At 70.9% G+C, this 12,842-nt stretch carries 12 protein-coding genes; 6 read left to right on the plus strand and 6 right to left on the minus strand.

Annotated elements, in window-relative coordinates; all coding sequences use genetic code 11:
- Positions 1-69: 69 nt before the first annotated feature.
- The 5 genes from ACIHFD_RS23045 (at position 70) to ACIHFD_RS23065 (ending at position 5,561) form a co-directional block, all read left to right on the plus strand.
- A complete protein-coding gene (locus tag ACIHFD_RS23045; RefSeq protein WP_397368639.1) occupies positions 70-747 on the plus strand; it encodes a GntR family transcriptional regulator in 678 nt (225 codons plus the stop codon).
- 128 nt (positions 748-875) lie between these two features.
- Complete coding sequence (locus ACIHFD_RS23050) at positions 876-1,760, plus strand: dihydrodipicolinate synthase family protein (RefSeq protein ID WP_397368640.1); 885 nt, start codon at positions 876-878, stop codon at positions 1,758-1,760.
- A 19-nt stretch (positions 1,761-1,779) separates the two neighbouring features.
- Complete coding sequence (locus ACIHFD_RS23055) at positions 1,780-2,859, plus strand: exo-alpha-sialidase (RefSeq protein WP_397368641.1); 1,080 nt, start codon at positions 1,780-1,782, stop codon at positions 2,857-2,859.
- On the plus strand, positions 2,856-4,496 hold the full coding sequence (locus ACIHFD_RS23060) for a hypothetical protein (protein ID WP_397368642.1): 1,641 nt from the start codon (positions 2,856-2,858) through the stop codon (positions 4,494-4,496). The genes ACIHFD_RS23055 and ACIHFD_RS23060 overlap by 4 nt, the downstream gene beginning before the upstream one ends.
- Positions 4,497-4,655: 159 nt before the next feature.
- Positions 4,656-5,561 (plus strand): helix-turn-helix domain-containing protein, encoded by a 906-nt coding sequence (locus tag ACIHFD_RS23065; RefSeq protein WP_397368643.1) that lies wholly within the window; start codon positions 4,656-4,658, stop codon positions 5,559-5,561.
- Between the two features lie 3 nt (positions 5,562-5,564).
- On the opposite strand, the gene ACIHFD_RS23070 is transcribed toward ACIHFD_RS23065, so the two are convergent.
- Positions 5,565-6,383, minus strand: a complete 819-nt coding sequence (locus tag ACIHFD_RS23070) for an SAM-dependent methyltransferase (protein WP_355193903.1) — start codon at positions 6,381-6,383, stop codon at positions 5,565-5,567.
- A 117-nt stretch (positions 6,384-6,500) separates the two neighbouring features.
- On the opposite strand from ACIHFD_RS23070, the gene ACIHFD_RS23075 reads away from it, so the two are divergent.
- Complete coding sequence (locus ACIHFD_RS23075; protein WP_397368644.1) at positions 6,501-7,292, plus strand: lytic polysaccharide monooxygenase; 792 nt, start codon at positions 6,501-6,503, stop codon at positions 7,290-7,292.
- 7 nt (positions 7,293-7,299) lie between these two features.
- Here ACIHFD_RS23075 and ACIHFD_RS23080 read toward each other — a convergent pair whose 3' ends face one another.
- The 5 genes from ACIHFD_RS23080 to ACIHFD_RS23100 form a co-directional block, all read right to left on the minus strand.
- On the minus strand, positions 7,300-7,989 hold the full coding sequence (locus tag ACIHFD_RS23080; protein ID WP_397368645.1) for a TetR/AcrR family transcriptional regulator: 690 nt from the start codon (positions 7,987-7,989) through the stop codon (positions 7,300-7,302).
- Between the two features lie 116 nt (positions 7,990-8,105).
- Entirely contained in the window at positions 8,106-9,329 is a 1,224-nt protein-coding gene (locus ACIHFD_RS23085) for a cytochrome P450 (RefSeq protein WP_397368646.1), read from the minus strand.
- Between the two features lie 83 nt (positions 9,330-9,412).
- Positions 9,413-10,486, minus strand: a complete 1,074-nt coding sequence (locus ACIHFD_RS23090) for a peptidase (RefSeq protein WP_350723397.1) — start codon at positions 10,484-10,486, stop codon at positions 9,413-9,415.
- A gap of 347 nt (positions 10,487-10,833) precedes the next feature.
- On the minus strand, positions 10,834-11,604 hold the full coding sequence (locus tag ACIHFD_RS23095; protein WP_397368647.1) for a hypothetical protein: 771 nt from the start codon (positions 11,602-11,604) through the stop codon (positions 10,834-10,836).
- Positions 11,605-11,698: 94 nt separating this feature from the next.
- On the minus strand, positions 11,699-12,832 hold the full coding sequence (locus tag ACIHFD_RS23100) for a hypothetical protein (protein ID WP_355193912.1): 1,134 nt from the start codon (positions 12,830-12,832) through the stop codon (positions 11,699-11,701).
- Positions 12,833-12,842 lie beyond the last annotated feature (10 nt).

Raw genomic sequence — 12,842 nt, forward strand, 5'->3', positions numbered from 1 at the left:
GTATGGAGTTGTGCGGGATAGTCTCCGTTCCGCGAAGAACCTTCGGGCGGGAAGAAGAGAGGAGAGCTGGTGACGATCACCAATCCGCTGCGTAATCCACCGCTCGGTGATCAGTTGCTCATCCAGCTCCGCTCGCTCATCGTGCGTGGCGAGCTGATCGTGGGGACGCACCTGGTCGAGGGCCGGATCGCGGAGCAGTTCGGGGTGAGTCGCGGGCCGGTCCGCGACGCGCTTCGCCAGCTGGAGATCGAAGGGCTGGTCGAGACGCGCAAGCGGGGGGTCTTCGTCCGCGGGTTGTCCGACAAAGATCTCCAGGAGCTTTACTCGCTGCGCGGCGCTCTGGAGAGCCTGGCCATCAAGGAGACCATCGCCCGCCTCGACGCCGCCGACTGGACCTCGATCGACGAGGCCGTCGAGCAGATGCGCGCCGCCGCGGACGACCGCGACGCCGCCAAGTTCGCCGCCGCGGACCTCGACTTCCACAGCGGCTTCTACGTGATCGGCGACAACCGGTGGCTCACCGCCACGTGGGCGCTGCACCGGCCGCTGTTCGCGGCGGTGCTGGAGATCACCAACACCGCCCGTGACCTGGTCCCCGTCGCGCAGGACCACGCCGATCTGCGGGACGTCGTCCGCTCGGGCGACGTCGGCGCCGCGCTCGTCGCGCTCGTGTCGCACCTCGACGGCTCCTGCGACCGGATCCGCGCGACGCTGATCGAGCGGGAGCGCACCCAGCCCGCCCTCTAGCCTCCTCGTCCCACCGCCCGCGCCGGACCTTCCAGGGGTCCGGGGCCCTCCTTCGCCTGCCATCCCTCAACGAGCTGAGGCCCGCCGCGCCTCGACAACGAAAACCACTGACGAACCGAGGCCTTGCCATGCCAGAAAACACCCGGCGCCGCGCCGAGATCCTCTCCGCCGTCCCGACCTTCTTCGACGAGGCGGGCGAGCTCGACCACGCCACCGCCAAGGCGCACTTCACGGATCTCGCGAGTCGCGTCGACGGTGTCTTCGTGTGCGGCACCACCGGCGAGTTCCCGGCGCTGGACCGGGCCGAGCGCCGGGCGGTGACCGAGACCGCGCTGGCCGTGTTCGGCCCCGACCGGGTCGTGGTGCACGTCGGCGCCGCGGCCACCCGGGAGGCGGTGGCGCTGACCCGCGACGCCGTCGCGATGGGGGCGCGCAGGCTGGCCACGCTGACCCCGTACTACCTGCCCGCCGACAACGGCGCCGTGCTGCGGCACTTCGCCGCGGTGACGACGGCGGCCGGTCCGGCCGCCGTCTACGGTTACCTGTTCAGCGAGCGCTCCGGCGTGGTCGTCGAGCCCGCGGACTTCGCCGCGATGGTCGCCGAGACCGGGCTGGCCGGGGCCAAGCTGAGCGGTCTGGCCGCCGACCGGTTCGCCGAGTACCGCGCGGCGCTGCCCGCCTCGGCCGGGCTGTGGTCGGGCTCGGACACCAGGCTCGCCGAGGTCGTCCGCGGCGGCGGCAACGGGGTCGTCTCGGGTCTCTCGTCGGCCTTCCCGGACCCGTTCGCGCGGCTCGCCGACGCCGTGGCCGCCGGGGACGCCGAAGCGGAACGTTCCAAGCAGGCTCGGGTGGACGAGGTGCTGGCCGCACTCGGCGGCACCGTGGAGGGCATCAAGCTGGCGCTGAGCCTCCTGGGCCGCGGTACGGGCGCCCTCCGCATGCCGGCGCCCGAGATCGGCCCGGAGCAGCGGCAGCGCATCGCGCGACTGGCCGAGACCGCCCGAGCACGATGATCACGGCGCGGGTGACCAGATGAGCGAGGCCGAGCGGATCCACCGCGAGTTCGTGACCGTCGACGACCCCCGCTGGACGCAGTGCCACGCGTCCACGCTCACGGTGGCGGACGGCACTCCCGTCGTCGCGTGGTTCGCGGGTACCAGGGAGGGCACGCCCGACAACCGCATCCGCATCGCCCGGAGCGGCGAGGTGCGCACCCTGGAGACGGGCCGGGACGTCGCCCACTGGAATCCGGTGCTGGCGAGCGGCCCCGACGGCGCCCTGTGGCTGTTCTGCAAGGCCGGCGCGCGCATCTCCGAGTGGATCACGCTGGTCACCCGCTCGCATGACGGCGGCGTCACGTGGGAGCCGGTACGCGAGCTCGTCCCGGGAGACCGGTCCGGCGGCCGCGGCCCCGTCAAGAACCCGCCCCTGCTCGCACCCGGCGGTGGCCCCTGGCTGGCGCCCGGCTCGACGGAGCGGTGGGGCGAGCCGCCCCGGTGGGACCCGTTCGTGGACGTGTCCGACGACGGCGGGCAGACCTGGACGCTTGCCCCGATCCCCGTGGACCACGACGCGCTCACCGGCGCCGGGCACATCCAGCCCGCGCTGTGGTGGGGTGGGAGCGGCCCGGTCGCGTTGATGCGCAGCACCGAGGGGCGGGCGTACCGCTCGACCTCCCCCGACGTCGGGCGCACCTGGACGCCCGCCGAGCCCACGGGCCTGCCGAACAACAACAGCGGCCTCACGGTGGTCGCGCTGCCGGCCGGGCGGGCGGCCTGCGTGCACAACCCGGCCGCCGAGTCGTGGGGCAGCCGCTGCCCGCTCGTCGTCTCGCTGTCGGACGACGACGGGCTGACCTGGCACGCCGGTCCGACCCTGGACGACGGCGTGCTCTCCATAGACCCCGCCGTGCCCCGGCTGCCGCCGGCCGGCGCCGCCGCCCCGGGGTTCGCGCCCGGTGACGACGGCGTCGTGACCAGCGGCGTCGCCGAATACAGCTATCCCTTCGCCGTCGTCACCCCCGACGACCTCCTCGTCACCTACACCTGGCAGCGCAGGGGCATCGTCCTCGCCCGGCTGCCCCTCGCAGATCTGGAGCAGAAGACGCCATGACCAGCCCGTACCGCATGCCCGTTCCCCGCGCGGAGCAGCCCGTCGCGCCGCGCACCGCGTACCTGATCGCCAGCGGAGACCTGCGCCTGTCGGCCAACGTCGCCGGCTGGGCCGCCCAGGAGAGCCTGGAGAAGGCCGTCTCGGCGGCGTTCGACGACCTCGGCTGGACGGTGGTCCGCGCGCACGAGGTGGATCCCGCCAAGGGGCACGGCTTCATCGACAGCCAGCGGATGGGCCTGGAGGTCTTCAAGGCCATCCCCGCCGACGCGCCGCTGATCGTCGCCGAGGCCGTGTGGCAGTACAGCCACCACGTGCTGGCCGGGCTCCGTACCCACCGGGGTCCGATCCTCACCGTCGCCAACTTCGACGGCACCTGGCCCGGCCTGGTCGGCCTGCTCGGGCTCAACGCCGGCCTGACCAAGATGGGCCGCGCGTACTCGACGATCTGGTCCGTCGACTTCACCGACCGCTACTTCCTGGACGGCCTCGCGAGCTGGGTGCGGACCGGCCACATCGCGCACGACTCCTCGCACGTCCGCCCGCTGCCCCCGCTGCCGCCCGGCCCGGAGTCCGGGCTCGGCCTCGCGCTGGCCGAGGAGCTGCTGCGCGACAAGGCCATCATCGGCGTGTTCGACGAGGGCTGCATGGGCATGTACAACGCGATCATCGACGACGAGCTGCTCAACCCCCTCGGGATCTACAAGGAGCGGCTGTCGCAGAGCGCCCTGTACGCCGAGATGCTCAAGGTGCCGGACGCCGAGGCGGCGGCCGTGCGCGCGTGGCTCGACGCCGCCGGGATGCGCTTCGCCACCGGCGCCGACGAGGCCACGGAGCTCACCGACCGGCAGCTGAGCGAGCAGCTCAAGATGTACGTCGCCGCGCTGCGGATCGCCGACGACTTCGGCCTCGACGCCGTCGGGATCCAGTACCAGCAGGGCCTGAAGGACCTGACCCCGGCCTCCGACCTGGCGGAGGGCCTGCTCAACAACGTCGTACGCCCGCCGGTGACCAGCCGCGACGGCGCCCGCGTGCTCTACGACGGCGCCCCGCTGCCGCACTTCAACGAGGCGGACGAGGGCGTGGCCGTGGACGCGCTGGTGACCAACCGGGTGTGGACCGCCATGGGCCTCGACCCCGCGACCACGCTGCACGACGTGCGCTGGGGCGAGCAGTACGGCGACGACTTCGTCTGGGTCTACGAGATCTCCGGCTCCGTGCCGCCGTCCCACCTGACCGGCGGGTACGCGGGTGCGGTGAGCTGGCGGCAGAACCCGATGTACTTCCCCGCCGGCGGCGGCACCATCAAGGGCGTGAGCAAGCCGGGCGAGATCGTCTGGTCCCGGCTCTACATCGCCGAGGCCCGGCTCCAGCTCGACCTCGGCCGCGCCTCCGTCGTGGAGCTGCCGGAGGAGGAGACCGAGCGGCGGTGGGCGGCCACCAACCCCGAGTGGCCGATCGCGCACGTCGTGCACCACGGGGTCGATCGCGACCAGTTCATGGCCCGCCACAAGGCCAATCACGTCCAGGTCGCCTACGCTCCCGACGCCGCCACGGCCGACAAGGCGCTGGTGGCGAAGGCGGCGTTCTTCCAGCGGCTCGGTGTGGAGGTGCACGTGTGCGGGGACGTCGCCGTCTGAGGCGTACCCGGTCATGAGGGCGGTCCCGCTCGCACCCGGACGAGCCGGGCCGCCGCACCACGCCTCCGGCGACACAAGGAAATATCCGCTCTGTCGCGACTCCCGTGGCAATATTGACGGCGGGACCGGACTGTGGCGAGTTGCCGATTGAGGATATGGATGTCGACTGCTCACGGCATGGGTGACCTGGCGGAAACGCTCGGTGGTGATGCCGCCCACTCCGGGTCGACCGCGCTGCGTATTCTCGTGGGTGCGCAATTGCGACGGCTGCGCGAGTCCGCCGGGATCTCCCGGGAGGACGCCGGCTACGCCATCCGCAGCTCACACTCCAAGATCAGCCGCATGGAGGGCGGGCGCACGAGCTTCAAGCCGCGTGACGTCTCCGACCTGCTCATCATGTACGGCGTCGCCGACGAGGCCGAGCGCGCGGCCCTGCTCGCCCTGGCCAAGCAGGCCAACGAGCCCAGCTGGTGGCACGACTACCGCGACGTGATCCCCGACTGGTTCGAGGCGTACCTGGGGCTGGAGCAGGATGCCTCGCTGATCCGCGTCCACGAGATGCAGTTCGTGCCCGGCCTGCTGCAGACCGAGGACTACGCCCGCGCGATCTTCACCATGGGCAACAAGGGCGAGTCCGAGGAGCGGATCGAGCGCCGGGTCGAGGTACGGATGCGCCGCCGGCTCATTCTCGAGCCGCCCACGTCACGCAAGCTCTGGGTGGTGCTGGACGAGGCGGTGCTCCGGCACCAGGTCGGCAGCCCCGCGATCATGCGCGGCCAGCTCGAACACCTCGGCCGGATGGCCGCGCGGCCTCACATCACCGTGCAGGTGGTCCCGTTCGGCTGCGGCTGGGCCATGGGCGGCGTCGGCCCCGTCACCATCCTGCGCTTCCCGCAGTTCGAGCTGCACGACGTCGTCTACCTCGAACAGCTGACCAACGCCCAGTACCTCACCAAGAGGGCGGACGTCCTGCCGTACCAGAGGCTGATGGACGAGCTCGGCGTGCACGCCTCGCCCCCGACCGCCACCCCGGCGCTCCTGCGCGAGATCATCGCCGAGCTCTGACCGTCACGGCTTGCGCGCGACCCCGCAGAACGCGTCGACCTCCGGCGGCAGCCCGAACACGTCGGACTCCACCTGCCAGCGGGAGACGGACACGATGCCCGGCTCCACCAGCTCCAGCCCGTCGAAGAACCGCGCGATCTCCTCGGGGGTCCGCAGCCGGTACTCGTAGACCTCGCCCTTGTCGCGCAGCCGCTCGGCCTCCGCGGCGGCGTCGGGCTTGACGATGTTCGTGCCGTCCTCGAACACCAGGTAGCTGCCCGAGGGCAGCGCGCCGAGCAGGTGCTCGACCAGCCGGTACGCCTCGTCGTCGTCGAAGACCGTGCCCATCACGCCGAGGAGCATGAGCGCGGTCGGGCGGCTCAGGTCGAGTGTCTTGGAGGCGAACTCCAGGATGGTGCCGGGGTCGCGGACGTCGGCCTCGATGTAGTCGCAGGCGCCGCGGGGGTCGCTGGTGAGCAGGGCTTGCGCGTGCACCAGGACAAGGGGGTCGTTGTCCACGTACACCACCCGGCTGGTGGGATCCACCCGTTGTGCCACCTCGTGGGTGTGATCAACGGTCGGCAAGCCCGTACCGATGTCCAAGAACTGCCTGATTCCTACCGTTCCGGCGAGATATCGAACGGAACGTCCCAAGAAGACGCGGGAATGGCGGGCGATGTCCTCCATGCCCGGATAGATGTCCCGGAGTTTCTCGGCCAGTTGGCGGTCGGCCGGATAGTTGTCCTTTCCACCCAGCCAAAAGTTCCAGACCCTGGCCTGATGCGGCTTGCTGGTGTCGATCCTGGAGAGGAGTGCGGGATCCAGGGGTGAATGATCTGTCACGAGAGCTTCACCTCATATGTCGCATCTGCGGTTTTTGCCTTTTCTACCAGGTCTTCATGAACCTGTGGGGGCGGGTGGCCGTACCTCGTTGCAGGACTATGCGAGGAGGACGGCCACGTGCGGCACCGGATCACGAGCGTAGGCGTCGGAGCGCTGCTGTCGCTGGGCCTGATCACCGCTCCCGCGGGCGCGCACGGAGCATTGGAGAGCCCGCTCAGCCGGGCGGCGGCCTGCGGCGCCGACAGCCCGCTGAAGACGCGGCCGGCCGCCTGCCGCGCCGCCGTGGCGGCCGGGGGGAAGACGGCGACCGCGGAATGGGACAACCTGCGGGTGGCGAACGTCGCCGGCAGGGACCGCGAGACGATCCCGGACGGCAAGCTGTGCAGCGGCGGCATCCCGGAGTTCAAGGGGCTCGACCTCGCGCGCGCCGACTGGCCCGCGACCACGCTCAAGCCGGGGGTGCGCTTCACCTTCCGCTACCGCGGCACGATCCCGCACCAGGGCACGTTCCGGCTGTACGTGACGAAGAAGGGTTACGACCCGACCAAGCCGCTGAAGTGGGCCGACCTGGAGCGCAAGCCCTTCCTCCAGGTCACCGATCCGAAGCTGACGGACGGCTCGTACGCGATCAGGGGCCGCCTGCCCTCGGGCCGGACCGGTCGCCACCTGATCTACACGATCTGGCAGAACTCCGACACGCCGGACACCTATTACTCCTGCTCGGACGTCGTCTTCCGCAACACCGCCCCTGGTCCCGCCGCCGGCGCGCGGGCCCAGCCAGGGCCGGCGACCGCGTACCGGCTCACCGGGTACACCGGGATGCCGTGGCTGGTCACCGCCGCGGCATTGTTCGCGATCGGCGCCGGGGCGATGGTCATCCTGCTGGCCCGGCCACGCCGCCACCGCTGACCACCTCCTAGCCCGGCGTGGGGCCGGTCTCCTGGTCGAGGAGGGCGGAGCTGAGACCGCAGACCGCGGTGACCAGGTTTTCGCCCAGCTCGCGCCACGACCGTTCGGCGGTGGTCGGATCGACCCGTCCGGAGGCCAGGTCGCCTTCGAGCTCGGCGCACATGTGCACGATGAGCAGGCGGGTCATGGACGCGTACCGCTCGATCAGCTCGGGGTCGCGCTCCTGCCCGCGCGGGGGTCGCAGCTGCTCCAGGCGCTGGAACGACGGCGTGCTCACGCTCGCCTCGGTCGTGTGGTCGCGCAGGGACGGCTCCACGACGGCCTGGGCGAGGAAGCGCCCGTACCAGGACGGGGTGCCCAGCTCGATGTGGTGCTCGATGCTCGGGGCGATGACGCAGGTGATCCAATCGCGGCGCGACACCTCGCCCGAGGACTCCAGCTCGGCCACCATCGGGGCCCGGAGCCGGTCGATCTCGGCCGCGTGGCGCGCGAGGATCGCCTGGATCAGCTCGTCGCGGGTGCTGAAGTGGTATTGGACGGCGGACTTGTTGCGCTGGCCCGCCGCCTCGCGGATCATCCTGATCGAGACGTTGGCGAACCCGTGCTCCGCGTAGAGCCGCTCCGCGGTGTGCATGAGCTTGTCGCGGGCGCGCAGCGAGCGGGGTGACGGCGTGGCGACCGCCGTGCTGGCTTTCATGATCGATCCTTGAACTCGTCCTGCTGTGCCGTCCCCCGATCGATTATCGCCCTCGCCACGAGCACGGATGACGCCGGCGGCCCGCCGAGCGGTCCACCGGCGTCGTGCTCAGGAGGTCACCAGGTGACCCATACGTCCTGGAGCCCTCCCGACAGCCCTCCGGTGCGAAGGCGCAGGTCGTCCGGGGCGTCCCGCAACCGCAGGCCGGGCAGCCTGCGCGTCAGGGTGCTCAGCACGACCTGGAGCTCTAGCCTGGCCAGCGGCTGGCCGAGGCAGTAGTGCGGTCCGGCGCCGAAGGTGAGGTGCTGGTTGCTGTTCTGCCGCCGCGCGTCGAACCGGTCGGGGTCCGTGAACTTGGCCGGGTCGCGGTTGGCGGCGGGGATGTTGGGGATCAGCGTGCTGCCCGCGGGCACCGTGACCTCGCTGAGCTCGACGTCCTCGGTGATGAACCGGGGCACCCCGCCGATGACCGACAGCGTGCTGTCCAGGCGCAGCACCTCCTCGACGGTGCCCGGGATCAGGTCGGGGTCGTCGATCACGGCCTCGTAGCGCTCGCGGTCGGCGAGCAGCATCGCCACCATGATCGCGATCATGTTCGAGGTCGTCTCGTGGCCGGCCAGGAGCAGGCCGCGCACGGTGGAGATGAGCTCGTCCTGGCTGAGCCGGCCGTCCTCGGCGTCGGTGATCTGGGTCAGCTCGCTGAGCAGGTCGTCGCCCGGGTTCTCCCGGTTGTGGTCGACCAGGTCGGACACGTACGAGGTGAACTCCTGGTACGCCTGGTCGACCTCCTCCTGGGTGTTGCGCGTCAGCGTGAGCATGGTCCTGGACCAGTGCGCGAACTTGTCCTGGTCCTCGCTCGGCGCGCCGACCAGCGCGCAGATGACCCGGACCGGGAGCGGCAGGCCCAGCCCGGCCGACAGGTTGCCGGGGGAGCCCTTGGCCAGCATCGCGTCCAGCAGGTCGTCGGTCATCGCCTGGACCTTGACCCGCCACACCTCCATCTTCCGCGCCGTGAACCAGCGGCTGAGCAGGCGTCGCCACCGCATGTGGCCTTGCCCTTCCCTGATGTCCATGGTGCCTTCGTTACGCCGGTTGAACAGCCCGCCGTCCTTGGTGGTGGACAGCCGGGCGGCTCCCTCCCTGGCGAGGTTGCGGCTGAAGCGCGGGTCCGCCATGACGGCGCGGGCATCGTCGTACCTGGTCACCAGGGTGGCCACGTCCCCGCTCGGCAGCCGTACGTGCGACACCGGGCACTTGTCCCGCAGCTCCGCCAGCTGTGGCGGCGGCTCCAGGGCGGTGGGGCGGTCGAACGGGAAATCGGGGATCGCGTCAGCGGTCATGTGTCCTCCAGCTCGGAAGCCTGACCCTTCCGAATATAAGTCGGCCGCCTTATTAAGGCAATCGCCTTGAAAGCCGAGCGGACTCAGGCCGCGTTGGCGCGCTGGGCGGACTGGTAGACGGCCATTGCCTCGTTCCCGAAGAAGGGCCCGAACATGAACTGGGGGGCGAAGTCGTACTTGAAGCTGTTGACCGAGTTCAGCCAGCCCAGCCCGGTGGACTCGTTGAACCCCTGGAACCACGGCCCGCCGCTCGACCCGCCGGTCATGTTGCAGCGCAGGCCCTGGTCCCTGGTCTGGACGGTGTCGTTGAACGTGCGCCCGCTGCAGTAGATCAGCCGGGAGCCGTCGAAGGGCGCGGCCGCCGGATAGCCGAAGGAGAACATCTGCCGTCCCCTGGGCTGGTTGAACGCAATCCCCTGCCCGCCGACCACGTCGGTCAGCGTCTGCCCCTGCAGAGGCGCGACCACGGCGGCGGCGACGTCGAAGTTGATGTCCTCGTTGGCGTTCCACTGCTGCGTGGTGAGCAAGCTGGTGGCGACCCAGGTGCCGAACGGGCGCCGCCCGTTGTCGAACCCGGGCACGAACACCCAGTTGCGGTGCGCGGCCCCGTTCATCTTCACGCAGTGCCCGGCGGTCATCACGACGCTCTCATTGGCGCTGGTCACTGCCGAACCCGAACAGGAGGCGTTGCCGCCCTCCGCGGTGGTGAAGAAGACGCGCCCGGTGGTGCGGACGATGGCGCCGCCGTCGGTCCACCGCAGGCCGGGGCTGTTGGGCACCACGGCCTGCAGTCGCTGGTTGACGGCCTGGGTGCCGGCGACCGACCAGGCCGCGCCCCGGGTGGCGGCGCCGCTGCCGGTCGACCAGGAAGAGCGCTGGACCGAGCCGTTCCGGCTGGCCCACGGGGAGCCCTCGGTCGGCCCGCTCGACTGGCTGCGGCGCGGCGGCGGGTCCCCCAGCGGCTGCGCCGCCAGCATGCGCTGTGGTGTCCAGTACTGCAGGACGCTCCTGCGTTCCGACCAGGAGTCCGCGCCGGACCAGCCGACGGGCCTGGGACCGAGGCCGCTCGGTGCGCTCGCCTGGGCGGCGCCCGCCGGGACCAGAGCGCCCGCCAGAGCGAGCGCGACGGCGGAGAGCAGGACGACTCTGCGATGCATTCGTACCTCCCGAAACCGGAATCTGCCGCATGGAGGTACGTACAGCGCTAAGTATCTTCCTCAAGGCATGCACATATTGATATAGCGCCATTACCGGACGAACTGCTGCCGATACCGGGAGTAACCGCCACCGCCGCCGCCATTTGCGATGATGAGCTGCGCTGTTCACGCAGAGGCGTCAGACTGTTACCCGCGGCCATCGCCCTTCGGCGGTCCAGGTCATAGACGCCGGGAGGACCAAGCGATGGCCGCACCCAGGTCTCGCGCCGTCGCGACGGCGCGAGCGCACTGTGGTTGACGGCCTCCTCGACGACCTGGCCGTCGTCGTCGAGGAGGTTCACCCGGAACTAGCGGCCCGTCTCGGTGGACCAGAGCGGGCGCTTGCCGTCGTAGATGACGACGTTGCCGTCGTCCTGCATCTCCAGCCGCGCGCCGGGGTTCTTGCCGGTCTTGGAGTCCCACAGCGGCGTCGTGCCCTTGTAGACGACCAGGTTGCCGTCCTTCTGCATCTCCAGCCGCGCGCCCGGGTTCCCGCCCGTCTTCGAGTCCCACAGGGCCTTGCCGGCCTTGTAGAGCACGAGGTTGCCGTCCTCCTGCATGGCGAACTGGTAGTCGCCGTTGCGGGAGCGTACGTACTGGTTGGGCTTGAGCCCGTAGCCGGGCTTGAGCACGCTGATCGTGGCGTGGCGGGTCCACAGCGGGGTCTTGCCGGCGTAGATGACCAGGTTCCCGTCGTCCTGGACGCCCAGGCGGGCGCCGGGGGTGTCGGTGTTCGAGGCCCACAGCGGGGTCTTGCCGCGGTAGACGACCAGGTTCCCGTCCTCCTGCATGGCGGCGAACGCGCCCGGGCTGTCGCCGGTCTGGCTGCTCCACAGCGCCGTGCTGCCCCGGTACAGGACCAGGTTGCCGTCGGTCTGCTGCTGCAGGACGTAGTCGCCGCCGGACGACCGTACGGAGTCACCCGCCTTGAGCAGCTGACCCGGGTTCAACCACGTCGTACGCTCGACGCCCGCCGTGACGCTGTGGGCCGTGGCCGCCGACGCGGAGGGCGCGACCGAGCCCACGACCACCGCGCTCGCCAGCGCCAGGGCCCCGACGTATGCCGATATCTTTCGCATGTTGCTCCCCCAGTGAGGTGATCAAGGAGAGCGACACTAATCAACGGCCGCCATGGGGCCGGCTCATTTCGAAAGGCCTGAAACTGTCGGCTCGCTACAGCAGATCCTCGTGGCGGACGGCCGCCTCCTGCCTGACCTCCGCCAGGAACGCCTCGACCGGACCCCGCCGCAGCGGATCGGTGCTCTCATCGACGAGGGTGCCCAGCGGGTGCACGCGGTGCACGTCCAGCAGCCAGCAGCCGTGGATGGCCTCCAGCAGGTTCTCCAGCAGGTCGAGGGCCGGGCGGGCCGGGTCGAGCGGGGTGATCGGCAGGTAGACGGCGTCGAAGTCGAGCCCGAGCTCGGGGTGGTCGGCGTGGGCCCGCTCGGCGAGCTCCTCCGCCGCGGTGATGCGGTATCTGGCCTCCGTGACGCCGCTGAGGTGGCCCTCGGCGATGTGCAGCGCGTGGCGGATCATCGGCATGACGGCCTGCCGGGGGGACATGCCCGCGCCTATCGAGGTCACGATCTCGGTGAGGCTCTCCTGGACGAGCGGCCTGATGCCGTCGACCCGGGCCACGACCTGCGCCGGGTGCAGGCGGGCGCGGCGGGCGGTGGTGGAGGCCGCCGCGTAGAGCCAGTGCGCGGCGGCGATGGCGGCCGCGGCCGGATCCACGTGGGTGAACAGCTCCTCGGGGCCGAAGGGGTGCCGGTGCAGCAGGCCGTCGGCCTGGGCGACCTGGAGAGGGGAGGCGTCCTCGCGGCTGAGGACGACGGCCTGCTGGGCGCGGTCGGACAGGTCGCCGAGCTCGGCCTGCTCGATGGCGGCCAGCTCGTCGGTGACCTCGGTGATGATGCGGACCGTGAGCTGCGAGATGTCGAAGGCGCGCAGGGAACGGCCGACGCGATGGGCGCTGTCCTCGACCCTGGTGGTCGCCGTGGGGAACGGGCTGCCGATGGAAGGACCCGGGCTGGTCAGCGCGGGGACGATGGCGGCGAAGGCGTCGCGTTCGCACTGCCGGTACCAGCCCAGGCTGTTGGGCCCGTGCCGCTCCGCGGTGCTGGCCGGATGGGTGTAGCAGCGCCAGCAGGCCTGCGACAGGTCGGTCAGGGACGTGGCCAGCCGCAGGGCGTCCCAGGGGGAACGGGCCCGGGGCAGTTCGGCGACGGTGGTGGCGCTGTCGCCGATGCCGGTGCTCCATTGGGCGATGAGCATGTTGCGGCTGTGATCTATGGCGTACCGGGTCACGCGACCTCCT

This window comes from Nonomuraea sp. NPDC051941 (assembly GCF_044593615.1).

Coding starts and splice junctions, on each gene's coding strand:
- ACIHFD_RS23095 (WP_397368647.1), bottom strand. CDS start 11,604: ATGCGAAAGATATCGGCATACGTCGGGGCCCTGGCGCTGGCGAGCGCG.
- ACIHFD_RS23085 (WP_397368646.1), bottom strand. CDS start 9,329: ATGACCGCTGACGCGATCCCCGATTTCCCGTTCGACCGCCCCACCGCC.
- ACIHFD_RS23055 (WP_397368641.1), top strand. CDS start 1,780: ATGAGCGAGGCCGAGCGGATCCACCGCGAGTTCGTGACCGTCGACGAC.
- ACIHFD_RS23060 (WP_397368642.1), top strand. CDS start 2,856: ATGACCAGCCCGTACCGCATGCCCGTTCCCCGCGCGGAGCAGCCCGTC.
- ACIHFD_RS23050 (WP_397368640.1), top strand. CDS start 876: ATGCCAGAAAACACCCGGCGCCGCGCCGAGATCCTCTCCGCCGTCCCG.
- ACIHFD_RS23090 (WP_350723397.1), bottom strand. CDS start 10,486: ATGCATCGCAGAGTCGTCCTGCTCTCCGCCGTCGCGCTCGCTCTGGCG.
- ACIHFD_RS23080 (WP_397368645.1), bottom strand. CDS start 7,989: ATGAAAGCCAGCACGGCGGTCGCCACGCCGTCACCCCGCTCGCTGCGC.
- ACIHFD_RS23065 (WP_397368643.1), top strand. CDS start 4,656: ATGTCGACTGCTCACGGCATGGGTGACCTGGCGGAAACGCTCGGTGGT.